Genomic DNA, 26867 nt, shown 5'->3' with positions numbered 1-26867 from the left:
ACATCCACCACTACAACTTCCCGCCGTACTCCACCGGTGAGACCGGCCGCGTCGGATCCCCGAAGCGCCGCGAGATCGGCCACGGTGCGCTTGCCGAGCGTGCGCTCGAGCCGGTCATCCCGTCCCGCGAGGAGTTCCCGTACACCATCCGCCAGGTCTCTGAGGCCCTGGGCTCCAACGGTTCCACCTCCATGGGTTCCGTCTGCGCGTCCACCCTTTCCCTGTACAACGCCGGTGTGCCGCTCAAGGCGCCGGTCGCGGGTATCGCCATGGGCCTGGTCTCCGATGAGGTCGACGGCGAAACCAAGTACGTCGCGCTGACCGACATCCTCGGCGCCGAGGACGCGTTTGGCGACATGGACTTCAAGGTCGCCGGCACCCCGGAGTTCATCACCGCCCTGCAGCTGGACACCAAGCTCGACGGCATCCCCTCGCAGGTGCTTACCGACGCCCTGTCCCAGGCCCGCGAGGCACGCCTGACCATTCTGGAGACCATGGCCGACGTCATCGACGGCCCGGACCCGATGAATAAGCTCGCGCCGAAGATCACCACCGTGAAGATCCCGATGAACAAGATCGGTGAGCTCATCGGCCCGAAGGGCAAGACCATCAACTCCATCACCGAGGACACCGGCGCTGACGTCTCCATTGAGGACGACGGCACTGTCTACGTCTCCGCCGCCTCCGGTGAGGCTGCGGATGCTGCGATCGAGAAGATCAACTCGATTGCCAACCCGCAGCTGCCGAAGGTCGGCGAGCGTTACCTGGGCACTGTCGTCAAGACTGTCGCCTTCGGCGCCTTCGTCTCCCTGACCCCGGGCCGCGATGGCCTCATCCACATCTCCAACCTCGGTGGCGACGAGCGTATCGAGAAGGTCGAGGATGTGATCAACGTCGGCGAGAAGATCCAGGTCGAGATCGCCGACATCGACAACCGCGGCAAGATCTCCCTCGTCCCCGTCGAGGACTAATCTGCCTGAGGCTGGCTGCTGCGGCGCCCCCGTTCACCCTCGTGGTGGGCGGGGGCGCTGTGCGTTGGTGGGCACGGCGTTGCCCTCGGGGTTCGCGATCGTGCAGTAGGGATCAGTGCGATCCCGAACCTACGGACGCCCTTAGGGAGCGATGCCGAGGGGGCGCTCCCGAGCCCCGAGGGCACGACGCCCCGACTGGCCCTCGTGTTTCTAGAACATGCGGGCTGATCTGGGCGAAGGTAGTTTTGCAGGCATGACTTTCCCTCATGACCTTCTGCTGGCCGCCGCTGACAACTCCGGATTCAATTGGTGGTGGTTGCTGTTGATTCTCGTCATCGCCGCCATCGCCCTCTACCCCGTGTTCAACCGCCGGAACAAAACTGACCAGAACAAGGACGTGGCCGACCACTCTGAACCGGGTGATGATCCCGTCACCAGGTAGTAAGGGGAATGCCCCTTATTTCTCGATGTCCACGACCACCCGCAGCGGATCCTGCAGCACCGTCACCGAGTACGGGCGCTGCTCATCCAGGCCGATGTAGGTCAGCGTGTGGCCCTCGAAGGTGCCGGTGTTGACCACCTCGGCGATCACACCGCCGCCGGGGTACTCGCCGACATCCAGGCCCTCGTGATCATGCTCGAAGGGGTAGGTCGTGCCGGTGAGGTCGATCTTGAGGAAGGCCTGGCCGGCAACCTCCACGTCATGGCCGGAGCCCTGCTGATAGGGCTGGTCAAGGTAACCGGTAAACCAGCCGGGTTCTCCATTGCCGACGAAGTCATAGACCACCCGGTCGAAGGTCTCATGCTCTCCGACGCGGATGCCGGTGAGCAGGGGAGCGGGCTCCTCCCACTCGGGGCTGCGCTCCAGATCCTCGGTGGAGGGAGTGCCCAGAGGCCGATCGGTGGGCTCAGATTCTTCGTCCGGGGTGGTGGTCGTCGTCTCCTGGGCGGGCGCGGCGGTGGAGGTGACCGTGAGCGGGCTGGAGTCAGCGGCGGTGGTTTCGGCACCGCCTGCATCGCCATCGTTGCAGGCGGTGAGCAACGCAGCACCGATAAGAAGGACGGCGGCGGGGATGAGGGGACGTCGATAAGCGTTCATAGGTCCACGATATGTGTCATAACCAATAATTGTCACCGGTTATTACCGAATTGTTAACCCGTGACCAGATCGATGACAAGCCGTTTCGGATCCTCCAGGTACGTCACCGAATACGGATGGCGCTCATTCAGGCCGATGACAAACTCCGAATTCGCCTCAAAGAGGCTGGCGTAGGTGATGTGGTTGATCACGCCGCCGCCGGGGTGCGGGCCGTGCTCCAGCAGCGCCGAATCATCGCCCATCGGGTAGGGCGTGCCCATGATGATCACCTGCAGGGCGGTGCTGCCCTCATAGTCCACGGGCAAACCGGAGGCCTGCTGCAGGGGAGTGTCGGTGTACTCGATGAACCAGCCCGGCTCGCCCGCGCCCTCCAGGTCGAAGACGAGGCGGTTGAAGGTCTCGTGTTCGCCGATGCGATAGCCGGTGACCTGCAGTTCCGATAGCGAAGGCCAGTGCTCCTGGCGGCCCGTGTCCGGAGAGCCCAGGGGCTGGACGCCGGGCGTAGACGTCGTGGGCGTTGCCGTCACCGTGGAGGTGACAGGTTCTGGCGCGGGCTCCGGATCCGGGGAAGCGCACGCCACCAACACCAGTGGCAACACCACGAGCCACCGCCTCATGGCTGGATCAGCTGGATCCAGTGGCCGCAGGTGTCATCGAGGACCGCCACCTTGACGGGGCCCGCGTCGGTGGGTTCCATGGAGAAGGTCACCCCGAGCTCGAGGAGCCGGGCGTACTCTGCCTCGATGTCGGCCACCTCGAACTGGGTGAAGGGCAGGCCGTCGGCGTAGAGCGCCTCACAGAACACGGCGGCCGCGGGGTGCCCCATGGGCTCCAGCAACAGCTCCGTTCCGGAAGGATCATCCGGGGAGACGAGCGTGAGCCAGCGCGCGCCCTCACCGACGGGGACGTCGTGCTTGACCTCGAATCCGAGCTTGTCGGTGTAGAACTCGAGGGCCTGCTGCTGGTCGGCGACGTAGATGCTGGTGATGTTGATGCGCATGCCCCGATCCTATGCGCCTACACTGGGTGACCGTATTCACTGGACTTCAAGGAGGAACCATGGCGATCAAGGTGGGAGTGCTCGGCGCGCAGGGCCGCGTCGGCTCAGCGGTGTGCGAGGGCGTGCAGGCGGCACAGGATCTGGAACTGGTGGCGCAGGTCGATCAGGGTGATGACCTGCAGATGCTTGTCGACGCCGCCGCGGAGGTCGTCGTCGACTTCACCACCCCGGGTTCTGTCATGGGCAACCTTGAATTCACCACGGCCCACGGCATCCACGCCGTGGTGGGCACCACCGGTTTCGATGAGGAGCGCCTGGCGCAGGTCCGCGAGTGGACCAGCAGGGAGGGCGCGGGACACGTCCTCATTGCCCCGAACTTCGCCATCTCCGCGGTGCTGGCAATGAACTTCGCCGCGCAGGCCGCCCGCTTCTTCGACTCGGCTGAAGTCGTCGAGTACCACCACCCGCACAAGCTGGACGCGCCGTCGGGCACCGCCATTCATACGGCGCAGGGGATCGCTAAGGCGCGTCGAGAAGCAGGGTTGGGGCCTATTCCGGACGCCACCGAGCAGAGCCTCGACGGCGCCCGCGGCGCGGATGTCGACGGCGTGCGCGTCCACGGCGTGCGCATGACCGGCATGGTCGCGCACGAGGACATCATCTTCGGCGCCCAGGGCCAGTCCCTGACCATCCGCCAGGACTCCTACGACCGCACCTCTTTCGTGCCGGGCGTGCTGCTGGGCGTCCGCGAGATCGCCGGGCACCAGGGACTGACAGTGGGGCTCGACTCCTACCTGGGGCTCTAGAATGGCCAAGCCAGTCACGCTTGACGTCCAGCTCATCGCCGCCACCGCATTCACCCCGCCGGTAGGTGTCGACTGGGACGTCGACGACACCGCCACGGATGCGGAGGCACTCGTCGAATTCGCCGGACGCGCCTGCTACGAGAGCTTCGACAAACCCAACCCGCGTACCGCCGCCAATGACGCCTACCTGCGCCACATCATGGAGGTCGGCCACACCGCGCTGTTAGAGCACGCCACCGCCACCTTGTATATCCGCGGGATCTCGCGCTCGGCCACCCATGAGCTGGTACGCCACCGCCATTTCAGCTATTCGCAGCTCTCGCAGCGCTTCGTCCACACCGATGAAGCCGAGGTCGTGCTACCGACACTCATCGCCGAGGACCCCGAGCTGGAGCAGATGATGCTGCGCGCCGTCGACGAATCCCGCTTCATTTACCAGGAGCTTCTCGACGCCCTCGACGACAAACTCGCGGAAGAGCCCAACGCCCTGCTGCGCAAAAAGCAGGCCCGCCAGGCCGCCCGCGCGGTGCTACCGAACGCCACCGAATCACGCATCGTCGTCACCGGCAACTACCGCGCCTGGCGGCACTTCATCGGCGCCCGCGCCACGGAACACGCCGACGTGGAAATCCGCGCCCTGGCCGTCGCCTGCCTGCGCCTGCTCCAGCAGCAATCCCCGGTGCTCTTCTCTGACTTCCAGATCTCCACCCTTTCCGACGGCACCGAGATGGCCGTCAGTCCCTACGCCACGGACCTCTGACTGGCCCGGGATTCCCCGACAAGAAAGCGAAACAGGTACCCTTGACCACCATGAGTACAGGTTTGACCGCCCAGACCGGAGTCGCGGACTTCGGCACCGTCAGCGTCGCCATGGTCACCCCCTTCGACCGGGACGGCGCCCTCGACCTCGAGGCCGGACGCAAGCTCGCGGCCCACCTCGTGGACAACGGACTCGATTCTCTGGTGCTCGCCGGCACCACCGGCGAATCCCCGACCACCACGGTCGAGGAGAAGCTGGCTCTGCTCAAGGCAGTGAAGGAGGAGGTCGGGGACCGCGCGAAGCTCATCGCCGGAGCCGGCACCAACGACACCCGTGTCTCCATCGAGCTGGCCCAGGCGTCTGCCGAGGCCGGCGCCGATGCCCTCCTGGTGGTCACCCCCTACTACTCGAAGCCGAGCCAGGAAGGCCTCTACCAGCACTTCCGTGCTGTCGCAGAGGCCACGGAGCTGCCGATCATGCTCTACGACATCCCGCCGCGCTCCTCCATTCCGATCGAGGCGGACACCCTTCGCCGACTCGCGGAGATCGACACCATTCGTGCGGTCAAGGACGCAAAGGGTAACATGGCCGAGTCTGCACTGCTCATGCATGAGACCGGTCTCGCCTGGTACTCCGGTGATGATCCGCTCAACGTCCCGTGGCTGTCCATCGGCGCCTCGGGCTTCGTCTCTGTGGTCGGCCATGCCGCACCGCAGGCACTGCGCGAGCTGTACACAAGTTTCGAGGAAGGCGACCTCGCCCGCACGCGGGAAATCAACGCCACTGTTCTTTCACCGCTCATCGCCGCCCAGGGTCGCCTGGGCGGAGCAACGATGGCCAAGGCTGCCCTGCGTCTGCAGGGCATTGAGGTGGGGGACCCGCGTCTGCCGGTCGTCGCTCCCGACGAGCAGCAGATCGAGGCCCTCCGCCGTGACATGGAAAAGGCTGGAGTCCTTTAAATATGACTGAATCCCGTAATCGTGCCCGGAAGGTCACCCGCAAGGCGGGCCCGCCGGAGACCGAGAGCACCGCTGCATCCCCGGTTTTCCAGGCACCGACCCCGGAGACGAACGGAAACGCTGAGCGCAGCACCCCGCCGACCGAATCCGGCAACCGCGGCGGTAACGGCAACAACGGCAACGGCAATGGCAACCGCTCCCGCAGCGGCGGCAACAACCGCGGCCGTGGTGGCCGGGGCGGCCGCAACCAGGGGGGCCAGGGTGGCCAGAACCAGGGCAACCACGACCGGAACCAGGGTGGACGGGGACGTCGCAACGTCGTCAAGTCCATGCAGGGCGCGGATTTGACCAAGCGCCTGCCGGAGCCGCCGAAGGCCCCGAAGAACGGCCTGCGCATCTACGCGCTGGGCGGTATCTCCGAGATCGGCCGCAACATGACGGTCTTCGAGTACAACAACCGTCTGCTCATCGTTGACTGTGGTGTGCTCTTCCCGTCCTCCGGTGAGCCGGGCGTGGACCTGATCCTCCCGGACTTTGGTCCGATTGAGAAGCACCTCGACCGCGTCGATGCACTCGTGGTCACCCACGGCCATGAGGACCACATCGGTGCCATCCCGTGGCTGCTCAAGCTGCGCCCGGACATCCCGATCCTGGCCTCCCGCTTCACCCTCGCGCTCATCGCCGCGAAGTGTAAGGAGCACCGCCTGCGTCCGAAGCTCATCGAGGTCAACGAGTCCTCCGATGAGAACCGCGGCCCCTTCAACATCCGTTTCTGGGCCGTCAACCACTCCATCCCGGACTGCCTCGGACTGGCGATCAAGACCGGCGCCGGCCTGGTCATCCACACCGGTGACATCAAGCTGGACCAGACCCCGACGGACGGTCGCCCGACCGACCTCCCGGCGCTGTCCCGCTTCGGTGATGAGGGCGTGGACCTCATGCTCTGTGACTCGACCAACGCCACCACCCCGGGTGTCTCCGGTTCCGAGGCGGATGTCGCCCCGACGCTCAAGCGCATTGTGGCCGATGCCCGCCAGCGCGTCATCCTCGCGTCCTTCGCCTCCAACGTCTACCGCGTGCAGGCAGCCGTCGACGCTGCTGTCGCCGCGGGCCGCAAGGTCGCCTTCAACGGTCGCTCGATGATCCGCAACATGGAGATCGCCGAGAAGATGGGCTACCTCAAGGCACCGAAGGGCACCATCGTGTCCATGGATGATGCCTCGAAGATGGCCCCGCACAAAGTCATGCTCATCACCACCGGTACCCAGGGTGAGCCGATGGCGGCGCTGTCCCGCATGGCGCGCCGTGAGCACCGGCAGATCACCGTCCGCGACGGCGACCTGATCATCCTGTCCTCCTCGCTCGTCCCGGGCAACGAGGAGGCTGTGTTCGGTGTCATCAACATGCTGGCCCAGATCGGCGCCACCGTGATCACCGGCAAGGACGCCAAGGTGCACACCTCCGGTCACGGATACGCCGGCGAGCTGCTGTTCCTCTACAACGCGGCACGTCCGAAAAACGCCATGCCGGTTCACGGCGAGTGGCGCCACCTGCGCGCCAACAAGGAGCTGGCGATTGCCACCGGTACCGAGCGTGATCGCGTGGTGCTGGCCCAGAACGGTGTCGTCGTCGATCTCGTCGATGGTCGCGCCCAGGTTGTCGGCCAGATCCCGGTGGGTAACCTCTACGTCGACGGCACCACCATGGGTGAGGTCGACGCGGATGTCCTCGCCGACCGCACGAGCCTCGGCTCCGGCGGCCTGATCTCCATCACCGCGGTGATCGATAACCGCACCGGTCGACTCATGGAGTCCCCGACGGTGGAGACCAAGGGCTTCAGCGAGGATGACCGCGCCATGACCCCCGAGGTCAAGGAACTGGCCGAGACCATCCTCAACGACCTGGCCGCGGAGGGCGAGAACAACCCCTACCGCATGGTCCAGCAGCTGCGCCGCCGCGTCTCCCGTTTCGTGGAGCAGAAGTGGCGCCGCGAGCCGATGATCCTGCCGACGGTCGTGCCCATGACCTCCGACCTCGACGACGCCATCGACGACGACGAGATCAAGGCCTCCGCCCGACCCTCGCTCTAAAGGCTCACCCATGCACCCCGGCGCTATGCTGGGGTGCATGTCTTTTTCTGCCACCGAGCGCACCCGCCTTGCCGACTTGCTTATCGACGTCGGCCCCACCGCCCCCACCCTCTGTGAAGGATGGGACACCCGCGATATGGCGATCCATCTCTACCTGCGCGAGAACCGGCCACTCGCCGCCGCCGGCATGTTCGTTCCCGCGCTGGCGGGCCAGTTGGCGAAGGCCAGCGCGAAGACCGCGGAGCGTGACTATGAGGAGGTCGTGCGCGAGTGGGCGGCGGGACCGGGGACGTTGAACCCGGTGCGGTTCGTCGATAAGCAGATGAACACCGCGGAACACTTCGTGCACCACGAAGATGTACGCCGCGGCGACGGGGTGGCGCGTCCCCGGGAGTTCAGCGCGGCGGTGAACAAGCAGCTGCACGGGATTGTCAAGATGTTGGCGCCGCGGCTGCTCAAGGACAGTGAGGCGCCGGTGATCCTGCATCCGGAGGGGCTGCCGCGGATTGTCGCCGTGGATGAGCGCGGGGTGAGCGAGGACGGCGAGAACGTGGTCAGCGTGAGCGGCGCGGTGGGGGAGATCCTGCTGTGGGTTTTCGGCCGCGATGTGGTCGAGGTGCGTATCGACGGCAACCCCGCCGACGCCCACCGCGGAGGATTATGAACCTGTGCCCGGTGTGGCTGATGTGAATGAAGTGGTGTGAACTACTACAGTGGGGGCCATGTCTGTACGAAGCTCGGCGCCCCGCACCAAGAAGGACCGCACCCGGCCCTCCTCCCGAGGAAGCAAGGCCCAACAGCCCGCGACCTCCGCATTCCGCGCTGCTGAGACCTCCGAAGAGAGGACCGGCAGCGCTTTCCGTGCGGTCGGTGGCGGTCTCGGCTCCCTCGCCCGCGGCGTGGGCAACCTGACCCGCCGCTCCGCCGAGCCCGCTGCCCCGGAACCGGAGGAGCGCGAGCCGCGCGAGCGCCGTGACGTCGACATGGACGGCATCGCCCTGGTTCTTCTCGGCCTGGCGGCCGTCCTCGGCGCCTCCGTGTGGCTCGATGTCGCGGGACCCATTGGCGCGGCCATTTCCACCGCCGCCCACCTGGCCATCGGCGCTGGCGCACTCATCCTGCCCGTGGCACTGATCGCCCTGGCTATCGCGCTCATGCTCGGGCTCAGCGACAACCCCGGCGAGCGCCCGCGCATCGCCATCGGCACCACGCTCATCGCCGTCGCCATGCTCGGCCTCGTCCACTTGCTCGCCGGCAACCCCGCCGAGTGGGAGGGACGCGCCATCGCTGGTGGTGCCATCGGCGCCTGGACCGGCGGCACCCTGGCCTTAGGTTTCAGCTCCTATGTGGCGATTCCGCTGCTCGTGCTGGTCATCATCTACGGCGCGCTCAAGGCCACCGGCATCACCACCCGCCAGGGGTTCGACTACCTCGCCCAGCTCATCCGCGACATCCGCACCCCCGGACCCGAGCACGACGACATCTCCGACGATGACCCCTACGGTTTCGTCGACGACGACATCGACGCGCTTGCCGAAGGCCGCGAGCGCGCACCCCGCCCGCGGCCGAAGCCGCGGGTGACGCGGGCGTCGAGAAGCATGACGACGCCGCTGGACAACTACCCGGTCGAAGAAGACCACGCGGAAGAATTTGAACACGACACCCAGCACACGCTGTTTGACACCCCCGTCCGCCGCGCGGACACCGATGAATTCCCGGCCGTCGACGCCGTCGACGCCTCCCGCGAGCAGATGCGTCAGGCCATCGTCGCCCGCTCCGGCATCGACGCCGCCGCCGTGCCCGCCGCCACCCCGAAATCCGAGGTGGAGGATCTGCCCGTGCCGGAACCGCGCCAGCCGGACACCACCACCGACTACCAGCTGCCCAGCACCAACCTGCTTATCGACGGCGAGCGCCCCAAAACCCGCACCGAAACCAACGACCGGATGATCGAGGCGATCACCGACGTCTTCAACGAATTCAACGTCGACGCCACCGTCACCGGATTCTCCCGCGGCCCGACCGTCACCCGCTACGAAGTGGAACTGGGCCCGGGTGTCAAGGTCTCCAAGATCACCAACCTGCAGTCCAACCTGGCCTACGCCGTGGCGACCGACAACGTCCGCCTGCTCACCCCCATCCCCGGCAAGTCGCTGGTGGGCATCGAGGTGCCCAACACCGACCGCGAAATGGTCCGCCTGGCCGATGTGCTCAACGCGCCCGCCACCCGCGGTAACCATGACCCCATGCTCATCGGCCTGGGCAAGGACATCGAAGGCGACTTCGTCTCCCACTCCGTACAGAAGATGCCGCACCTGCTCGTCGCCGGATCCACCGGCTCGGGTAAGTCCGCCTTCATCAACTCCATGCTCGTCTCACTGCTCACGCGCGCCACGCCTGAGGAGGTGCGCCTGATCCTCGTCGACCCCAAGATGGTCGAGCTCACGCCCTATGAGGGCATCCCGCACCTGATCACCCCGATCATCACCCAGCCGAAGAAGGCCTCCGCTGCGCTGCAGTGGCTCGTCGAGGAGATGGAACAGCGCTACATGGACATGAAGTCCGCGCGCGTGCGCCACATCAAGGACTTCAACCGCAAGGTCAAGGCAGGGGAGATCGAGACCCCGCTGGGTTCCGAGCGCGAATACCGCCCCTACCCCTTCATCATCTGCGTCGTCGACGAGCTTGCCGACCTCATGATGACCGCGCCGAAGGAGATCGAGGACTCCATCGTCCGCATCACCCAGAAAGCCCGCGCCGCCGGCATCCACCTCGTCCTGGCCACCCAGCGGCCCTCCGTCGACGTGGTCACCGGCCTGATCAAGACCAACGTCCCCTCGCGCCTCGCCTTCGCGACGTCCTCGCTTACCGACTCCCGCGTCATCCTCGACCAGGCCGGCGCCGAAAAGCTCATCGGTATGGGCGATGGCCTGTTCATCCCGCAGGGCGCCGGCAAGCCGCAGCGCCTCCAGGGAGCCTTCGTCACCGACGAAGAGGTCCAGGCCGTTGTCGACGCCGCCAAGGACCAGGCACAACCCAACTACACCGAGGGCGTCACCGAGGACCGCGGCTCCGATGCCAAAAAGGAGATCGACGAGGACATCGGAAAGGACATGGACGACCTCCTCGAGGCCGTGGAGCTGGTGGTCACCTCGCAGCTCGGCTCGACGTCCATGCTGCAGCGCAAGCTGCGCATCGGCTTCGCCAAGGCCGGTCGCCTCATGGACCTCATGGAAACCCGCGGCGTGGTCGGGCCTTCTGAAGGCTCCAAGGCGCGTGACGTGCTGGTCAAGCCCGAGGAACTGGACACCATCCTGTGGATGATCAAGGGCGCCGATCCGGCGGAGGCGCCGAAGGAGGAGGCCGGGGACGTGAATGTCGTCGAGGCTGACCCGCCGCGCGGGGTGTTCTAGGGGGGTCACCCTGTAACATTTGACGCCTGTTGGCTTTTGCCGACAGGCGTCATTGTTATAAAGGGAGCCGAAATGGGCCTATAAAAATACGTGCACTCGTCATTTGTGACATTTTGCCGACCGGTGCCAGACCTAACCGTGTATAGTGACACCCCATGGAGGGGAGTACCCCCTAAGCGGCATTGATCGTCAGCACGGTCCTGAACAAGGACCCGGTCGTGCCGGCCTTGTTTTTCCAAGGTGAGGAAGACCTCCGGTCATTTACGCAACCTGAAAAGACCGGAGGCACAATGTCTGTACCCCTGTGGATCTGGATCGCCACCATCGTGTTGATCCTCGGATTCTTCATCTTCGATTTCTACTCCCATGTCCGCACCCCCCATGAGCCCACGCTCAAGGAATCCGGCACGTGGACCGCGTTCTACGTCGCCCTGGCCCTGGCGTTTGGTGTGTTCGTCTACTTCATGTGGGATCACCAGCACGGCATGGAGTACTTCACCGGCTACGTGACGGAGAAGGCGCTGAGCGTGGACAACCTCTTCGTCTTCGCGCTGATCATGGGCGCTTTCAAGATCCCGCGCAAGTACCAGCAGAAGGTGCTGCTCATCGGCATCGTGCTGGCGCTGGTGCTGCGTTTGCTGTTCATCCTGGCGGGCGCCGCGATCATCTCCGCCTGGTCGGACGTGTTCTACCTCTTCGCCATCTTCCTGCTGTGGACCGCCGCCAAGCTGCTGTGGGATGAGTTCACGGACGCGCCGGAGACTGATCCGAATGACATGAAGATCATCCGTTGGCTGCGCAAGGTCGTCCCGGTCACCCCCGGCTACCACGGCGACAAGCTCACCGCTAAGTACCACGGTAAGTTCGCGCTCACCCCGCTGTTCGTCGCGCTGGTGGCCATCGGCCTGGTGGATGTGATGTTCGCCTTCGACTCCATCCCCGCGATCTATGGCATCACCACTGAGGCGTACCTGGTGTTCACCGCCAACGCCTTCTCCCTGATGGGCCTGCGCCAGATGTACTTCCTTCTCGACGGCCTCCTCGACCGCCTTGTCTTCCTGCCCTACGGCCTGGGCCTGATCCTCGGCTTCATCGGCGTGAAGCTGCTGCTGCACGCACTGCACGAGAACAACCTGCCGTTCATTAACGGCGGCGAGGACGTGACCGTGCCGGAGGTGCCCACCGAGCTGTCCCTGGTGGTGATCGTGGGCATCCTCACGGTGACGGTGCTGGCGTCGATATGGAAGAACAAGTACGACCAGGCGCAGGGTGGCATCGACACCCGTATCCGCCCGGAGGAGTGGGACCACGAGCTCACCGAGGAGGAGATGTACACCGCCGACGACGTGACCGCATCACCCCATGAGAAGGGTTCGACGAAACTCAGCGACCTGGAGTAAAGACGTTGAGCACGGCGTTCCAGGGGCGGATCTCGCGCCCCTGGAGCGCCTTTTCGCGGATGAAGGGGTCTGCGTCCATCAGTGCTTCGGCGTCTGTGACGGTGGAGCCCTCCGGCAGGCGGACGATGATGAGCGCACCACCCGAACCGTCAGTGTGGGGGCCGGAAGCGACGAGCTGTCCGGCGTCGAGAAGCGTCTTGAGCCACTCCCGGTGCTCGGGGCGCACGCGGGTGATCGTCTCATCGCCGTCGGGGTAGCGGTACTGCACTGTGAAGTAGTTCATGTCGGGTGATTCTACGCGGGGTAGGGTGTGTGTCGTGACTGCTCCTTCGACTGACCGGCCCAGCAATTTCAACCTGCCCAATGTGTTGACGAGCCTGCGGATCCTGGTCATCCCCCTCTTCCTCTGGCTGCTGCTGACCGGCCAGATGTGGTGGGCCTTCGGCGTCTTCGTCGCGCTGATGATCACCGACAAACTCGACGGCGACATCGCGCGTGCCCGCAACCTGGTGACGGATTTCGGGAAGATCGCCGACCCCATCGCTGATAAGGCACTGATCACCGCCGCGCTCATGGGACTCAACATCATCGGGGTGTTGCCGGTGTGGGTGACCGTGGTCATCCTGGTGCGTGAGTTCGGTATCACCCTGTGGCGCATGGTCATGCTGCGCCGCGGCCTGGTCGTCCCGGCGTCGAAGGGCGGCAAGATCAAAACCACCCTGCAGGCTCTTGCTATCGGCCTGTACTTGCTGCCGCTGCCGGAGTGGATGGACCTGCCGACGTGGATCGTCATGCTCGCGGCAGTGGCGGTCACCGTCATCACGGGCGTGCAGTACCTGTGGGATTCGAGAAAGCAATGACACTCGTCGATGCTTTGCGACGCCGCGGTCTCACCGTCGCCTTCTGCGAGTCCCTCACCGCGGGACTCGCCGCCGCCACCCTCGCCGACACCCCCGGGGCGTCGGCGGTGCTGCGCGGCGGGTTGATCACCTACGCCACCGACCTCAAGTACTCCCTCGCCGGGGTGCCGGCGGGTGCGGATCCGGTCGACGGGGAGACGGCAGTCGCCATGGCCCGCGGCGCGCGCGAGCGATGCGGCGCCGATTGGGGAGTGGCGTTGACCGGTGTCGCCGGCCCCGAGCCGCAGGGGGAGCACCCGGTAGGGGAGGTGTGGCTGGGATTTGCGGGGCCGGGGGACGTCGATAAGCACAAACTGCAGCTGGACGGTGACCGGCGGGCCATCCGTGAACAGGCCGTGGCGGCAGCACTCGCAGGACTGTGGGAGCGCGTGGAACAAACCACGGATGCCGGACGTTAAGAGGAGTAATGGTTACTACCGCTGTACTTGATACCCCGATCACCACCCGCCGCGCGCCCGAGCCGCTGCTGAGGGAGGCACTCGGTGCTGCCCTCCGCTCCTTCCGCGCCGACCAGGGCATCACCCTGCGAGAACTCGCCGAACAGGCCCGCGTGTCCCCCGGCTACCTCTCCGAATTGGAACGCGGACGCAAGGAGGTCTCTTCGGAGCTTCTCGCGTCGGTGTGCCACGCACTGGACACGTCTGTGGCAGACGTGCTCATTGAGGCGGCTGGCTCCATGGCGCTGCAGTCTGTCGCCGAGGAACTGGCGACAGAATCACTGCACGCTTAAGCGACAGTTCATCACCTACTCCGCTACCATGGTGGCGTAAAACACTGACTAACCAGGAAGGCCCAATCCGACATGGCTAACCCCTTCGTTAAGGCATGGAAGTACCTCATGGCGCTCTTCGACTCGAAGATCGAGGAGAACGCCGACCCGAAGGTGCAGATTCAGCAGGCCATCGAGGACGCCCAGCGCCAGCACCAGGAGCTTTCCCAGCAGGCGGCCGCTGTCATCGGCAACCAGCGCCAGCTGGAGATGCAGCTCAACCGCCGTCTCGGCGAGATCGAGAAGCTGCAGGCCAACACCCGCCAGGCGCTTCAGCTCGCCGACAAGGCCCGCGCTGAAGGGGATGAGCGTAAGGCCGTGGAGTATGAGAACGCTGCCGAGGCTTTCGCCGCTCAGCTGGTCACCGCCGAGCAGTCCGTCGAGGACACCAAGCAGCTCCACGACCAGGCTCTGCAGCAGGCTGACCAGGCCAAGCAGGCCGTCGAGCGCAACGCCATGGCCCTGCAGCAGAAGGTCGCCGAGCGCACCAAGCTGCTTTCCCAGCTGGAGCAGGCCAAGATGCAGGAGAAGGTCTCCGAGTCCCTGCAGTCCATGAACGCCATCACCTCCGGTTCCACCCCGAACCTGGACCAGGTGCGCGAGAAGATCGAGCGTCGTTACGCCAACGCTCTCGGCCAGGCCGAGCTGGCTCAGAACTCCGTCGAGGGCCGTATGGCCGAGGTGCAGCAGGCAGGCATCCAGATGGCCGGCCATTCCCGCCTCGAGCAGATCCGCGCCGAGATGCAGGGCGGCGGTCAGCTGACCTCCGGCCAGGCTGACAAGGCCATTGAGTCCGGTAACGGTGGAGCCAATGTCTCCGACGATGCCGTGGCCCAGCGCATGCGTGAGCTGCGCGGCGAATAGCCTTTTGCCTGCCCCGGCCCCCCCGGTGGGGTAGGGGCTTTGTCATGCCCGGACCCTTGACAGGTAATCTGTCGCGGTTCAGGTATGACTACCTCTTGTTCTTGTCCTCCCTGGGGCTCACCATGCCGGGGATCCCGCAGTATTGCGTGGCTGCTGAGCCCTTGACGTGACTACGCTCACGTATAGGGTAGGGTTCATGGATTCCACATCGGTCGTGCCTCTGCCCCCGTGCTCTGCCAGTGCGGCGATGGGGCAGCTGGCCGTCAGCCTCTTCTCCTCCCGTTAGGACTCATCCGTGAATACTCTGCTCCTTATCCTCGGTTTTCCCGTGCTCTTGTCGTCCATGCTGTCCTCGCTGGCCGGCGTCCCGCAGTGCACCCTGTTCGACACGACGGGGTGCTAATGGTCCACTACGTCCTTGATCCCGACATGTCCCAGGTGGCTTTCGAAGTCCGTCACGCCATGATCACCCGGGTGCGCGGCCTGTTCACCTCCTTCGAGGCTTCGCTTATCGACGACTCAGTCACCGCGACCATCGCCGTCTCCTCGTTGAGTACCGGTGTGGCTCATCGGGACGAGCATCTGCTGGCCGCTGATTTCTTCGACGTCGAGCAGTTCCCGGACATCACCTTCCGCTCTACCGAGGTCGAGCGCGACGGTGACGGTGACCGGGCCCGCGTTCACGGTGACCTCACCGTCAAGGGGCGGACACAGCCGGTGGTCCTGGATATCATCGACATCGCCGAGGCCGAGGTCCCCGTTCCCGCCACGGGCGAGATCGAGCACCGACTCGGTTTCCGCGCGTCCACCACCGTCAACCGGAAAGACTTCGGACTCGATTTCCACGCTGAACTGCCCAGGGGAGGGTTGCTGCTTTCCGACGAAGTGCGGATCGAGATTGACGGCTCTGCGATCAGGCAGGACTAGTCCGCGGCGCCCCGCGCGATAAGCGCCTCCGCCAGCAAGCGGGCCCGGCGGATGGAGCGCACCAGCACCGGGGTGCCGAATGCGGCGATGGAGAAGCCGGCGCCGCGCGCTTTGCGAGCGGCCAAGACCTCGTGGACCGTCGCCAGCTGGAGGGGGATGAGCCGCAGCGTCAATGACACCGCCAGGGAGATGGTTTCCACGGGCAGCCCGAAACGTTCGAAGGGGCTAAGGCCGCGCTCGATGGCGGCCATGAGCTCGGCGATAGAGGTGGTCAGGGTGAGCAAAGCAGCCGCCGCCACGGAGGCCAGCAGAACGAGCACGGTGGTCAGGGCGAATTCCCATCCGCGCTGCCACCACTGGAAACCACCGAGCACGGCGAGAACGGGCATGACCGGCAGGATCTGGCCGAGCGCAGTGCGTACCGGTACCCGGGCGATCACGTAGCCGAGCAGGACCACAGCCAGCCAGCAGGCCGCGACGAAGGGCGTTTTCACCAGGATGGTCGAGGCCAGGATGAAGGCCAGGAGCAGGAGAAACTTCCAGCCAGCCGGCAGGCGGTGAATCGCGGTGGTGCCGGGAAGGTAGACGCCTAAGGGGATGTTCCTCATGCCAGCATGAGGTTCCGGTAGTGGGCGCAGACCTCGGACGGGGTGCCATCGGCGATCACACTGCCGTTGTCGAGGCAGATGACCCGGTCGAAGTCCGCGAGGATATCCAGGTCGTGGGTGACCACGATGAGTTGCTGCTCGAGCTTGGCGAATTCCGCGACAATGCGGTGGCGGTTGCGCAGATCGAGCAGCGTGGTGGGTTCATCGGCGATGATGAGATCCGGCTCGATGACCAGCACAGAGGCCAGGGCGAGGAGCTGCTTTTCGCCGCCGGAGAGCGTGTGCGGGGAGTTGTCTGCCAAGTCCTGCAGGCCGAAGCGGGCGAGGGCGGCGTTAACACGTGCGTCCCGCTCAGCGCGGGAGAGCTTCAGGCGGCGCAGGGAGAAGGCGACGTCGTCGCGCACCTGTGGCATGACGATCTGGTTCTCGGCGTCGGAGAAGACGAATCCGACGCGGCGGCGGATGTCGCGGCCGTGGCGGGCGACGTCGGCGGCGTCGATAAGCACGCGGCCTTCCGTGGCATCGCCGAGCCCGTTGATGAGGCGCGCAAGGGTGGATTTCCCGGAGCCGTTGGCACCGATGATGCCGATGCGGTGCTCGGTGAGTTCCAGGGAAATCTTGTCGAGAGTAGGGGAATCGTCCCCGTCAAAGGTGACGGAGACGTTCTCGAAAGTGATGGTGGGCATTATTTCTTGCGTGTGAGCAGGTCAGGGAAGGCGGCGTGGATGCCGAGCGCGATGATGACCATGATGGCGAACTTGGCCACGTCCGGGACGACGAAAGCACCCTGGGCGATGATGGACTCGCTCAGGGACAGGCCAGCGCGCCACACCAGTCCCAGCGCACCGAGCGTGTACTGGATGAGCAGGCCCACGAAGGCGGCGAGGGCGAACCAGAGCATCTGCTCGCCGCGCTTTTTCGGGCGCGCGCGGTAGGCGATGGCACCTGCCACACCTGCGGAGACGAGGTAGCCGGCAAGGTAGCCGACGGTCGGTCCAGCCAGTGCCGCCAGGGTGGTGCGTCCACCAGCCAGGACCGGCAGGCCGATGAGGCCGAGGGCGAGGAAGAGTGCGGCGGCGAGGAAGCCGCGGCGCCCTCCGAGGACGAGTCCGGCGAGGACGATAGCGGCGTTCTGCAGCACGATGGGCACGCCAGCGGCGCCGACGGGGATAGAGACGAAGGCGAGCACGATGATGAGTGCGGCGAAGACGGCGATGTAGGCGAGATCCTGCACTCCGGTGCGGGAGGTGCGGGCGGCGGTGGCTGTTGTCATGGGAGGAAACACTAGCATTGAACGGTGTTCAAGGGAACCTGTGGATGGTGTGTCTGTAGTATCGGGGCATGCGATTGACCGAGTTTCATCAGCTCATCGAGGACGAGTTCGGACGCGCGAAAGGCCGCCACCTGCTGCACTCGCACGTGCTGGCTACCCGGGGGGAGACTGTCCAAGCGCTTGTCGACGATGGAGCTGACCTGCGGGAAGTCTGGCTGGAGATCTGCCGCGACTTTGATGTCCCGGAGGAGCGGCGCCTGGGTCGCGACATGCCGGGGCGATGGCGTTGAGTTCGAACAGGCGTGCGTGTATGTTCGAAGGCGATGGCCTACGTGTCGCACCCTGTGGATAGTGTGGGCCCCGATAAACGCACGTACGCACTTTCTTGGCCGAACCGGGATCCTTTCGCGGGTTTCCGGAGTCTAAGAGGGTGTGGACTATTCACACAACCCAGACATCATTGACCACCCGACAGAAGGAACCGTCACCATGGCACCGAAGAAGAAGGCCGCTGCACCGAAGGGCGATGACCGCGCGAAGGCACTGGATGCTGCCCTGGCTTTGATTGAGAAGGACTTCGGTAAGGGCGCGGTCATGCGCCTCGGCGACGATAACCGCCCGCCGATCCAGATCATCTCCTCCGGTAACACCGCCATCGATGTGGCTCTCGGCATCGGCGGCTACCCGCGCGGCCGCATCGTCGAGGTATACGGGCCGGAATCCTCCGGTAAGACCACCGTGGCGCTGCATGCTATCGCCCAGGCGCAGAAGGCCGGCGGCATCGCCGCGTTCATTGACGCGGAGCACGCGCTCGACCCTGATTACGCTAAGAAGCTCGGCGTCGACACCGATGCCCTGCTGGTCTCTCAGCCGGATACGGGTGAGCAGGCCCTGGAGATCGCGGACATGCTGGTGCGCTCCGGCGCCATCGACATCATTGTCATCGACTCGGTCGCCGCGCTGACCCCGAAGGCGGAGATCGAGGGTGAGATGGGCGATAGCCATGTCGGCCTGCAGGCCCGTCTCATGAGCCAGGCGCTGCGCAAGATGACCGGTGCCCTGCATTCTTCCGGCACCACCGCGATCTTCATCAACCAGCTGCGCGAGAAGATCGGCGTCATGTTCGGCTCCCCGGAGACCACCACCGGCGGCAAGGCCCTGAAGTTCTACGCCTCCGTGCGCCTGGATGTGCGTCGTATTCAGACGCTCAAGGACGGCCAGGATGCGATCGGTAACCGCACCCGCGTCAAGGTGGTCAAGAACAAGGTCTCCCCGCCGTTCAAGATCGCGGAGTTCGACATCATCTATGGCGAGGGCATTTCCCGCGAGTCCTCGCTCATTGACATGGGTGTGGAAAACGGCATCGTGAAGAAGTCCGGTTCCTGGTTCACCTACGAGGGGGATCAGCTGGGCCAGGGCAAGGAGAAGGCCCGCCTGCTGCTCAAGGAGACCCCGGAGCTGGCCGATGAAATTGAGCGCCGCATCTTCGGCAAGCTCGGGATCGGCCCGGATGCCGCCACCGCAGAGGGCGATCTTAGCGACGACCCGGTGGACATGGTCCCCAACGTTGACTTCGACGATGAGGACGAGGTCGAGGACGCAGCTGCGGAGTAGTCGATGGGGGAGCAGGAGCTGAAGATCGCGCAGCTGCGCCGGGCAATGGTCGAGTACCGGCCCGGTACGCTGTTTGACCATGACGCCGAGGAGGCGAAACAAGCGGTGCGCAAACGCGCCCTGCTTCTTCTCGACGCCCGCGCCCGCTCCCGCCACGAGCTGCGTTCCCGGCTCGCGGACCTCGAATTTGAACCCCGCGTCATCGACGACGTCCTCGACGATCTCGCGGGCGTCGGACTGCTCAACGACGCGGTCTTCGCCCACGAATGGGTCCGCCAACGTCACGCCCGCCGCGGGAAATCGGCCCGGGTGCTCGATATGGAACTGCAGGAAAAAGGAGTCGACTCCGCCACGCGTGCCGACGCCCTGGAGCAGATCGACCCGGCCGATGAGGAAGCCACTGCGCGTGCCCTGGCCGAGAAGAAGGCCCGCACCGTGCGCCGTGCTCCCGCCGACCGCGCCGAGCAGGACAAGATGCTGCGTCGCATCGTCGGAGTGCTGGCCCGCCGGGGATTCAACCAGGGGATGAGCCTGCGCATCGCCCGCGAGGCCCTCGACGAGCGGATTGAGCAGCTTTAGCTGCGCAGACTGTTCAGGCAGAGGTCGAGCGTCCCGCAGTGGTCGACGTAGTGCCGCAGGCGCTGCACGCATGCGGGAGCTGGCATTGAACTATCCATGTGCTCGGTGACGCTACCGGGGCTCGTTCCAGTCCACGTCCAGGGAGGTGTTCCACTCGGGGAGGGGGCCGGTGGCGTCGCTAAGCGTGGCTTCGCAACGGTAGGAGGCGTCGAAGGAGGTGCCCGCGTCGTTGAGGAGCGGGAGGGTGCCGGTGACGGTAGCGGAGGCGGCGTCGTCGGCGAGCTCGGTGGACCGGGCGTCCTCAAAATTGATCTCAGAGAGGTAGAACCCGGCCTCGGTGGCGGCCTCGATGGCCGCGACCGTGCAGTCGGATTCCGCCGACAGCCGCCGGATCTCCGCCTCCTCCTCGGAGGCGAAACCGGTGGAACCGCACGCGGTGAGTACGAAGATAGGCACGAGAGGTGCGGCGCGATACTTCATGCGTTGAGTGTGACACGAATTCTACTTCGGCGCCTGCACTATCTCGGCGGATTCGATCATGGCCTCATAGTGGTGCGCACCCGCCATCCCCGAACCGCCGTGGCGGTGGGTAGCCCGGCAGCGGTACCGGACGGTGTGTTCCCCCTTTGTCTCATCGACGACCGTGGTCTGCGCGGTCACCACCGCGGTGTCGCGCGCGGGCCGCTCGAAGGAGACGGAGACATGATCGGCCGCGGGAACTGGGATAAAACTGGACTCTTCCTGGAGGTAGAGGGAGAACTCCGCCCAGCATGCCTGGGCGGAGTCGGTGTGGATCCGCTCGTTGGGGATCGCACTATTCGAGCCGCAGGCCATCAGCGCCAGCGGTATGGATAGTACAACAATCCATCGCATGGGTTCACTGTAGCCGCACCCCTTTGGCCGCGCGGACAAAAGGGGGTATGAATGTTATTGGCCCGGGTTCTTGATCTCGACGTAGTCGGGATCGTGCCAGTCGACGTTGACGTTGTCCTTGGTGTCCAGGCCCTGATCGGGCAGCTCGGGAACCTTGGCGACAATGTTGCGGCGGGCCCGGCCGGCGCGGAGTTGACGCTCGATGCGCTGGGCCAGGGAGGTCAGCGCCCAGTTGATGAGGATCATGATGATCGCCACCACCGTCAGCGAGGCCAGGAAGTTCTGGTTCACCGATGCGGTCTGGATACCGGAACGGACCACCTCGACGTAACCGATCTGGTAACCGAGTGCGGAATCCTTCAGCGCGATGACCATCTGCGCGATGAGTGCCGGCAGCATGGCGGCGATCGCCTGGGGCAGGAGGATCGTGCGCATCGTCTGGGAATGTGACATGCCCAGCGCGCGGGCCGCCTCCGTCTGCCCCTTCGGCAGGGACTTGATGCCGGAGCGCAGGATCTCGGCAATGACGGAGCCGTTGTACATCGTCAAACCGAACACCACCGCAGCAAACGCGAGTTCCCGGGGCGGGAACATCCGGTAGGTAGCGAACATCTGATAGGCGAAAATCATGAGCAGCAGCACCGGGATCGCGCGGAAGAACTCCACGATCACGGCGCACACCCAGCGGATCGGTGCCACCTCAGACAGACGTCCCAGGCCGAGGATGACACCCAGGATCATCGCCAGGATGATGGACACGAACGCCGACTTCAAGGTGCCCCACAAGCCGGGCAGGATATAGGTCTGCCAGGTCTGCGGATTAATGAACGGGGTCCACTTTGCGGAGGTCAGCTGGTTGTTCTCGTTGAGTGTCCAGCCGATCCAGCCGAGTGCCACCAGCGTGACCACCGCGGTGAGCACCGTGAAGATGATGTTGTTGCGACGACCGCGGGGGCCGGGGGCGTCGTAAAGCACTGTCGCACGTACGGACATTATTTCCTCACCGCCAGACGATCAGACAGACGACCCAGGGCCAGGCCCGTGGGCAGCGTCAGGATGATAAAGCCCAGCGCGAAGATGCCGAACACCACGAACAGCATGTTCGCGTGGTTTTCGATCGTGGACTTCATGAGCAGCGAGGCCTCCGCCACGCCGATCGCCGAAGCAATCGTCGTGTTCTTGGTCAACGCGATCAGCGTGTTGCCCAAGGGCACGATCGCTGCGCGAACGGCCTGCGGGAAGATGATATTGCCGAAGATCTGGCTAAAGGACAGGCCCAGAGAACGCGCCGCCTCCGCCTGCCCGAAATGCACCGTGTTGATGCCCGAACGCAGCGATTCCGCCACAAAAGCCGAGGTGTACAGGATAAAACCCAACACCGCGAGACGGAAGTTGTTGTCCACCAGGAAGGTGGGGGAGCTCCGATCGGCCATCACCAGACCCAGGTTCTGGTACAGGCCGAAGGAACAGAAAATGATGATCAACGTGAGCGGCGTATTACGCAGCGTATTGATGTAGAAGGTGGCCAACCCACGCAGAATCTTCACCGGAGAGACCCTCATGGCCGTCAAAATAGTGCCGAGGATCATCGACCCGATGGCGGAATAGACCGTCAGCTGAATGGTCAGCCAGAACGCCGGCCACAACCGGGGGCCGAGATCGGCCCATAATGTCGACATGAGGGATAACTCCTTGCGTGCGGACTAGTTCTCGTCGAGGAAGGACAGATCGCCCGGCTCACCCGGGGACACGGCCTCATCGCCGCCGAGGTTCTCCTGCAGGAGACGGTCGAAGTCGCCCGACTCATGCAGCTCGGTCAAAGCGGCGTTGATGGCATCCGTCGCCTCGGAATCATCCTTGGCCAGGCCGATGCCGTAGTACTCGTTGGTGAAAGGCTCGCCGTCCTTCTCCATCTCAATGACCTTGAACTGGCCCGGGGCCTGCGCGGAGTAGCCGAGCAGAATGGTCGCGTCGGTGGTCATCGCGTCGATGTTGCCCTGGCGCAGCGCCTCCACGCAGGAGGAGTAGGTGTCGTACTCCTGCAGCTGGACACCCGGCAGGGCATCCTTGACCTTCTGCGCCGGGGTGGAGCCGGTGACCGAGCAGAGGATCTTGCCGTCGAGGGACTCCAGATCAGTGATCTCAGTCTCGTCCTCGCGCACCAGCAGCGCCTGGTGGGTGATCAGGTAGGGGCCACCGAAGTTGACGGACTCGGAACGGCCCTTGTTGATCGAGTAGGTCGCGGCAATGAGATCCACCTCGCCGTTCTGGATGAGGGTCTCACGCTGCGCGGACGGGGTCTCACGCCAGGTGATGGTCGGGGCATCCCACCCATTCTCCTCGGCGATGTGGTTGACCACGTACTCCGCGACATCCACATCCAGGCCGGTCATGGAGCCATCCGGGTTATGCAGGCCCAGGCCCGGCTGATCGTACTTGGTGCCCACGGTCACCTCACCGGACTCGATGGCGGCGAGCATGCCGTCACCGCCACCCGCGGAATCACCACACGCGGCGAGAGTGATACCAGCCAGAACGGCAGTGGAGGTCAGGGCGGAGATACGGAAAATGTTGCGCTTCATGTCGTTGATTCCTTGTCTTTAGTGGGAGAGGATCTTGCCGAGGAAGTCCTTGGCGCGATCTGTCCGCGGATTGGTGAAGAAGTTCTCGGGGGTGTCGTCCTCGACGATCGCCCCGTCAGCCATGAACAAGACCCGGTCCGCGGCGCGGCGCGCGAACCCCATCTCGTGGGTGACCACCACCATCGTCATGCCTTCCTTGGCCAGGCTGGCCATGACGTCGAGGACCTCGTTGACCATTTCGGGGTCAAGGGCGGAGGTGGGCTCGTCGAAAAGCATGACTTTGGGGCTCATCGCCAGCGCGCGGGCAATCGCCACGCGCTGCTGCTGGCCGCCCGACAGTTGTGCCGGGTATTTTTCGGCCTGGTTGGCGATGCCGACCCGTTCCAATAGCTCCATGGCGCGCTGCTCGGCCTCCGCCTTCTTCTTCTTGCGCACCTTCATCGGACCGAGTGTGACGTTGTCCTTGATGGTCAGGTGCGGGAAGAGGTTGAAGGACTGGAAGACCATGCCGACATCGGCACGCAACCTCGCCAGGTCCTTGCCCTCCTCGGGGAGGAGGACGCCGTCGATCTCGATGTGGCCGTCCTCGATGGTTTCGAGGCGGTTGATGGTGCGGCACAGCGTGGACTTACCGGAGCCGGACGGCCCGAGTACCACGACGACCTGACCGCGCGGGATCTTCAGGTTGATGTCCTTGAGCGCGTGGAAGTCGTCGAAATACTTCTGCACGTCCGTCATCCGAATCATGATGTCCGCGTTAGCTGGAACACGTTCCGATGGGGGTGTGGTCTGGGTCATAGGAGAGATCTTAGACATAAAGCTCCCCGGGCCATACGAGTTTTGCTTAACTTTTCAGCAACGAGGCAAAGTTTGTTAATTGCTTATCGACGCCCCCGCCATCGTTTAGGCCGAAACACCCCGCGCCGATACAATGACCTCCCGTGGCACAGCTTGAGACCGATACCCCCCGCACCTATGAAGTGCGCACCTTCGGGTGCCAGATGAACGTCCACGATTCCGAGCGCCTCTCCGGGCTTCTGGAGGAGGCCGGATATACCGCGGCGGCGGATACGCAGCCGGACCTCATCGTGTTCAACACCTGCGCCGTCCGCGAGAACGCCGACGAGCGCCTCTACGGCACCCTCGGATCCCTGCGCGCGACCAAGCGCGAACATCCCGGCCTGCAGATCGCCGTCGGCGGGTGCCTGGCGCAGAAGGACCGCGACACCGTCGTCTCCCGCGCACCGTGGGTGGACGTGGTGTTCGGCACCCACAACATCGGCTCCCTGCCGACCCTGCTGGAACGCGCCCGGCACAACGAGAAGGCGCAGGTCGAGATCGTCGACGCCCTCGAGGCATTCCCCTCCGTCCTGCCCGCCAAACGCGAATCCGCCTACGCCGGATGGGTGTCAGTGTCCGTCGGCTGCAACAACACCTGCACCTTCTGCATCGTGCCCGCACTGCGCGGCAAGGAGATCGACCGCCGCCCCGGCGACATCCTCGCCGAGGTGCAGGCACTCGTCGACCAAGGGGTCACCGAGGTGACCCTGCTGGGCCAGAACGTCAACGCCTACGGCGTCAACTTCGCCGACCCCGACATGGAGCGCGACCGCTCCGCCTTCTCCAAGCTCCTGCGCGCCTGCGGGCAGATCGACGGACTAGAGCGCCTGCGCTTCACCTCCCCGCACCCGGCCGAATTCACCTCCGACGTCATCGACGCCATGGCCGAAACCCCCGCCGTGTGCCCACAGCTGCACATGCCGCTGCAGTCCGGATCCGACAAGGTGCTCAAGGAGATGCGCCGCTCCTACCGATCCAAGAAGTTCCTCGCCATCCTCGACGAGGTGCGGACTAAGATCCCGCACGCCTCCATCACCACCGACATCATCGTCGGCTTCCCCGGGGAAACCGAGGAGGATTTCCAGGACACCCTCGACGTCGTGAAAAAGGCCCGCTTCACCTCCGCCTACACCTTCCAGTACTCCCCGCGCCCCGGCACGCCGGCCGCCGAGTATGCAGACCAGATCCCCAAGGAAGTAGTCCAGGAACGCTTCGAGCGCCTCCTCGCCCTGCAGGAGCGGGTCTCCGCCGAGGAGAACGCCAAGCTGGTCGGCACCGAGGTCGAACTCCTCGTCCAGGCCGAGGGCCGCAAGAAGACCGGCCGCCTGACCGGCCGCGCCCGCGACGGCCGCCTCGTCCACTTCGAGCCCGTCGGAGCGCTCGACGGTGACATCCGCCCCGGTGACATCGTCACCACCACCATCACCGACTCCGCCCCGCACCACCTGCTGGCCGACGCAGGCGTGCTCAGCCACCGCCGCACCCGCGCCGGAGACATGTCCGCCGCCGGCCAGGTGCCCACCACCGAACCCATCGGCGTCGGCCTGGGCCTGCCGTCAATCGGGCGCCCGGCCACACCCCCGGCCGCCGCGGATTCCTGCGGCTGCTGAGATAGGCTGCACTACAGACGACCCCAAGGAGAACTTCACGTGTCTGACACCCATCAGGAACTGGCCACCCGCGAGAAGCGGGTCGCGTCCCGACTTGACCTGGGAGGACGGCTGTGGCTTTTCGTCGGGGCACTGGTTTTATACGTACTTGCTCTGGTGTTGCCGCAGGCCGGTTCCGTCCGCGGCTACGAGGTCCTCTTCCACCTGCCGGCCGCCGACGACGCCGGCATCAAGGTCACCGAGTACATCTACGCCACGCTGATTTTCCTCGGCGTCGGTGTGCTGACCACGCTGACGGTGATCACTCGCCGCCTGGCGGTGGCGATTCCCGCCTGGATGCTGACTACCGTCGGGCTGGCCTACTCTGTGTTCGCCCTGTGGCTGCGCCAGACCCGCGCCAGTGCTGACGACGGGGTGGAGATGGGCCTGGGCTTCTGGGTGTCACTCATTGCCGTGGTCCTGGCCTTCCTGGGTTACGCGCTGACGATCTTCCGCCGCAACCCCGAGCAGGAGAAACTGGCCCGGGAGCGCGCGGCATCCGACAACCTCGATGAAGTCGGACGCATGCAGCAGCAGGCCAACGTGCAGGCGGAAGACAACCCGCTGTTGGTCGACGACCGTCGTTCCCGCGCCACCGAACGCCACAAGAAGGACTGATTGGCGTAGACATAACCCCAGGTCGGCGGAGGTCCGCCTGTCTACGACGCGGGCCTTGATCTGCTCCTCCCGCACCAGGTCCTCATACTGATCCCGTTCCATGAAAAAGCCCGGGACGGGGCGGACGTACTCGTTCTTCTTTTACCCGCGGATGATGCGCTGACGCTGCGCTGCTGACATTTTCGCTGTCGTGATGACAGGCCCCCCGACCGTGTTCATGTCTTGCAGTGTGGCATGTCAGGGACGGTTGCGC

At 64.9% G+C, this 26867-nt stretch carries 32 protein-coding genes; 19 read left to right on the top strand and 13 right to left on the bottom strand.

Annotated features, from left to right (window positions below; translation table 11 throughout):
• On the top strand, window positions 1-971 hold a 971-nt coding region (locus tag Q4G50_RS06020), incomplete at its 5' end, for a polyribonucleotide nucleotidyltransferase (RefSeq protein ID WP_303376747.1).
• A 253-nt stretch (window positions 972-1224) separates the two neighbouring features.
• Window positions 1225-1413, top strand: a complete 189-nt coding sequence (locus Q4G50_RS06015; RefSeq protein WP_303376746.1) for a hypothetical protein — start codon at window positions 1225-1227, stop codon at window positions 1411-1413.
• A 15-nt stretch (window positions 1414-1428) separates the two neighbouring features.
• Here the strand turns inward: Q4G50_RS06015 and Q4G50_RS06010 are convergent, their stop codons facing one another.
• From Q4G50_RS06010 to Q4G50_RS06000, 3 genes are read right to left on the bottom strand one after another with little or no spacing between them, the layout of a single operon-like run.
• Window positions 1429-2070 (bottom strand): hypothetical protein, encoded by a 642-nt coding sequence (locus Q4G50_RS06010; RefSeq protein ID WP_303376745.1) that lies wholly within the window; start codon window positions 2068-2070, stop codon window positions 1429-1431.
• 53 nt (window positions 2071-2123) lie between these two features.
• The gene (locus Q4G50_RS06005; RefSeq protein WP_303376744.1) at window positions 2124-2687 is read right to left on the bottom strand and encodes a hypothetical protein; all 564 of its coding nucleotides are present in this window, start codon (window positions 2685-2687) and stop codon (window positions 2124-2126) included.
• On the bottom strand, window positions 2684-3070 hold the full coding sequence (locus tag Q4G50_RS06000) for a VOC family protein (protein WP_303376743.1): 387 nt from the start codon (window positions 3068-3070) through the stop codon (window positions 2684-2686). The genes Q4G50_RS06005 and Q4G50_RS06000 overlap by 4 nt, the downstream gene beginning before the upstream one ends.
• A 59-nt stretch (window positions 3071-3129) precedes the next feature.
• Between Q4G50_RS06000 and dapB the strand changes: the two genes are divergently transcribed.
• From dapB to Q4G50_RS05965, 7 genes are all read left to right on the top strand, one after another.
• Window positions 3130-3876 carry a 4-hydroxy-tetrahydrodipicolinate reductase gene (gene dapB / locus Q4G50_RS05995; protein WP_303376742.1) on the top strand — a complete coding sequence of 249 codons (747 nt, stop codon included), beginning with the start codon at window positions 3130-3132 and terminating at the stop codon, window positions 3874-3876.
• Window position 3877: 1 nt separating this feature from the next.
• Window positions 3878-4636: an FAD-dependent thymidylate synthase gene (gene thyX / locus Q4G50_RS05990; protein WP_303376741.1), complete on the top strand. Its 759-nt coding sequence runs from the start codon at window positions 3878-3880 to the stop codon at window positions 4634-4636.
• 50 nt (window positions 4637-4686) lie between these two features.
• A complete protein-coding gene (dapA, locus tag Q4G50_RS05985; protein ID WP_303376740.1) occupies window positions 4687-5595 on the top strand; it encodes a 4-hydroxy-tetrahydrodipicolinate synthase in 909 nt (302 codons plus the stop codon).
• 2 nt (window positions 5596-5597) lie between these two features.
• Window positions 5598-7685 carry a ribonuclease J gene (locus tag Q4G50_RS05980; protein WP_303376739.1) on the top strand — a complete coding sequence of 696 codons (2088 nt, stop codon included), beginning with the start codon at window positions 5598-5600 and terminating at the stop codon, window positions 7683-7685.
• A gap of 37 nt (window positions 7686-7722) precedes the next feature.
• Window positions 7723-8349, top strand: a complete 627-nt coding sequence (locus Q4G50_RS05975) for a TIGR03085 family metal-binding protein (protein WP_303376738.1) — start codon at window positions 7723-7725, stop codon at window positions 8347-8349.
• 58 nt (window positions 8350-8407) lie between these two features.
• The gene (locus Q4G50_RS05970) at window positions 8408-11098 is read left to right on the top strand and encodes a DNA translocase FtsK (RefSeq protein WP_303376737.1); all 2691 of its coding nucleotides are present in this window, start codon (window positions 8408-8410) and stop codon (window positions 11096-11098) included.
• Window positions 11099-11388: 290 nt separating this feature from the next.
• Entirely contained in the window at window positions 11389-12498 is a 1110-nt protein-coding gene (locus Q4G50_RS05965; protein ID WP_303376736.1) for a TerC family protein, read from the top strand.
• On the opposite strand, the gene Q4G50_RS05960 is transcribed toward Q4G50_RS05965, so the two are convergent.
• Window positions 12482-12781 carry a YciI family protein gene (locus Q4G50_RS05960; RefSeq protein WP_303376735.1) on the bottom strand — a complete coding sequence of 100 codons (300 nt, stop codon included), beginning with the start codon at window positions 12779-12781 and terminating at the stop codon, window positions 12482-12484. The genes Q4G50_RS05965 and Q4G50_RS05960 overlap by 17 nt on opposite strands.
• Before the next feature lie 34 nt (window positions 12782-12815).
• Here Q4G50_RS05960 and pgsA point away from each other — a divergent pair, with 34 nt between their 5' ends.
• From pgsA to Q4G50_RS05935, 5 genes are all read left to right on the top strand, one after another.
• Entirely contained in the window at window positions 12816-13358 is a 543-nt protein-coding gene (gene pgsA / locus Q4G50_RS05955) for a CDP-diacylglycerol--glycerol-3-phosphate 3-phosphatidyltransferase (RefSeq protein WP_303376734.1), read from the top strand.
• Complete coding sequence (locus tag Q4G50_RS05950; RefSeq protein WP_303376733.1) at window positions 13355-13816, top strand: CinA family protein; 462 nt, start codon at window positions 13355-13357, stop codon at window positions 13814-13816. Before pgsA ends, Q4G50_RS05950 begins: the two co-directional genes overlap by 4 nt.
• Window positions 13817-13824: 8 nt before the next feature.
• Window positions 13825-14148: a helix-turn-helix domain-containing protein gene (locus Q4G50_RS05945; protein ID WP_303376732.1), complete on the top strand. Its 324-nt coding sequence runs from the start codon at window positions 13825-13827 to the stop codon at window positions 14146-14148.
• A gap of 72 nt (window positions 14149-14220) precedes the next feature.
• Window positions 14221-15051 carry a PspA/IM30 family protein gene (locus tag Q4G50_RS05940; RefSeq protein ID WP_303376731.1) on the top strand — a complete coding sequence of 277 codons (831 nt, stop codon included), beginning with the start codon at window positions 14221-14223 and terminating at the stop codon, window positions 15049-15051.
• Window positions 15052-15453: 402 nt separating this feature from the next.
• Window positions 15454-15978, top strand: a complete 525-nt coding sequence (locus Q4G50_RS05935; RefSeq protein WP_303376730.1) for a YceI family protein — start codon at window positions 15454-15456, stop codon at window positions 15976-15978.
• Here the strand turns inward: Q4G50_RS05935 and Q4G50_RS05930 are convergent.
• The 3 genes from Q4G50_RS05930 to Q4G50_RS05920 are packed head-to-tail and all read right to left on the bottom strand — an operon-like array spanning window position 15975 to window position 17859.
• Window positions 15975-16586, bottom strand: a complete 612-nt coding sequence (locus tag Q4G50_RS05930; protein WP_303376729.1) for an energy-coupling factor transporter transmembrane protein EcfT — start codon at window positions 16584-16586, stop codon at window positions 15975-15977. The genes Q4G50_RS05935 and Q4G50_RS05930 overlap by 4 nt on opposite strands.
• On the bottom strand, window positions 16583-17272 hold the full coding sequence (locus Q4G50_RS05925; protein ID WP_303376728.1) for an energy-coupling factor ABC transporter ATP-binding protein: 690 nt from the start codon (window positions 17270-17272) through the stop codon (window positions 16583-16585). The genes Q4G50_RS05930 and Q4G50_RS05925 overlap by 4 nt, the downstream gene beginning before the upstream one ends.
• Window positions 17272-17859 carry a biotin transporter BioY gene (locus Q4G50_RS05920; RefSeq protein WP_303376727.1) on the bottom strand — a complete coding sequence of 196 codons (588 nt, stop codon included), beginning with the start codon at window positions 17857-17859 and terminating at the stop codon, window positions 17272-17274. The genes Q4G50_RS05925 and Q4G50_RS05920 overlap by 1 nt, the downstream gene beginning before the upstream one ends.
• 68 nt (window positions 17860-17927) lie before the next feature.
• Between Q4G50_RS05920 and Q4G50_RS05915 the strand changes: the two genes are divergently transcribed.
• From Q4G50_RS05915 to recX, 3 genes are all read left to right on the top strand, one after another.
• On the top strand, window positions 17928-18149 hold the full coding sequence (locus Q4G50_RS05915) for a DUF3046 domain-containing protein (RefSeq protein WP_303376726.1): 222 nt from the start codon (window positions 17928-17930) through the stop codon (window positions 18147-18149).
• Between the two features lie 199 nt (window positions 18150-18348).
• Complete coding sequence (gene recA, locus Q4G50_RS05910) at window positions 18349-19473, top strand: recombinase RecA (RefSeq protein WP_303376725.1); 1125 nt, start codon at window positions 18349-18351, stop codon at window positions 19471-19473.
• A 3-nt stretch (window positions 19474-19476) separates the two neighbouring features.
• Entirely contained in the window at window positions 19477-20052 is a 576-nt protein-coding gene (recX, locus tag Q4G50_RS05905) for a recombination regulator RecX (protein ID WP_303376724.1), read from the top strand.
• Between the two features lie 111 nt (window positions 20053-20163).
• Here the strand turns inward: recX and Q4G50_RS05900 are convergent, their stop codons facing one another.
• The 6 genes from Q4G50_RS05900 to gluA are packed head-to-tail and all read right to left on the bottom strand — an operon-like array spanning window position 20164 to window position 24254.
• Window positions 20164-20532 carry a hypothetical protein gene (locus tag Q4G50_RS05900; RefSeq protein ID WP_303376723.1) on the bottom strand — a complete coding sequence of 123 codons (369 nt, stop codon included), beginning with the start codon at window positions 20530-20532 and terminating at the stop codon, window positions 20164-20166.
• Between the two features lie 21 nt (window positions 20533-20553).
• A complete protein-coding gene (locus Q4G50_RS05895; protein WP_303376722.1) occupies window positions 20554-20925 on the bottom strand; it encodes a hypothetical protein in 372 nt (123 codons plus the stop codon).
• 54 nt (window positions 20926-20979) lie between these two features.
• Entirely contained in the window at window positions 20980-21918 is a 939-nt protein-coding gene (locus Q4G50_RS05890) for an amino acid ABC transporter permease (RefSeq protein ID WP_303376721.1), read from the bottom strand.
• On the bottom strand, window positions 21918-22604 hold the full coding sequence (gene gluC, locus Q4G50_RS05885; RefSeq protein WP_303376720.1) for a glutamate ABC transporter permease GluC: 687 nt from the start codon (window positions 22602-22604) through the stop codon (window positions 21918-21920). Before gluC ends, Q4G50_RS05890 begins: the two co-directional genes overlap by 1 nt.
• Window positions 22605-22628: 24 nt before the next feature.
• On the bottom strand, window positions 22629-23507 hold the full coding sequence (locus Q4G50_RS05880; protein WP_303376719.1) for a glutamate ABC transporter substrate-binding protein: 879 nt from the start codon (window positions 23505-23507) through the stop codon (window positions 22629-22631).
• Between the two features lie 18 nt (window positions 23508-23525).
• Window positions 23526-24254, bottom strand: coding sequence for a glutamate ABC transporter ATP-binding protein GluA (gluA, locus tag Q4G50_RS05875; protein ID WP_303376718.1), 729 nt, complete (start codon window positions 24252-24254; stop codon window positions 23526-23528).
• 194 nt (window positions 24255-24448) lie between these two features.
• Between gluA and miaB the strand changes: the two genes are divergently transcribed.
• Both miaB and Q4G50_RS05865 read left to right on the top strand, forming a co-directional pair.
• Window positions 24449-25957 (top strand): tRNA (N6-isopentenyl adenosine(37)-C2)-methylthiotransferase MiaB, encoded by a 1509-nt coding sequence (miaB, locus tag Q4G50_RS05870; RefSeq protein WP_303376717.1) that lies wholly within the window; start codon window positions 24449-24451, stop codon window positions 25955-25957.
• Window positions 25958-25996: 39 nt separating this feature from the next.
• Complete coding sequence (locus Q4G50_RS05865; RefSeq protein ID WP_303376716.1) at window positions 25997-26614, top strand: hypothetical protein; 618 nt, start codon at window positions 25997-25999, stop codon at window positions 26612-26614.
• Window positions 26615-26867: the final 253 nt, after the last annotated feature.

The organism is Corynebacterium sp., assembly GCF_030538285.1.
Lineage (GTDB): Bacteria > Actinomycetota > Actinomycetes > Mycobacteriales > Mycobacteriaceae > Corynebacterium.
This window is presented reverse-complemented; position numbering and strand designations above follow the sequence as displayed.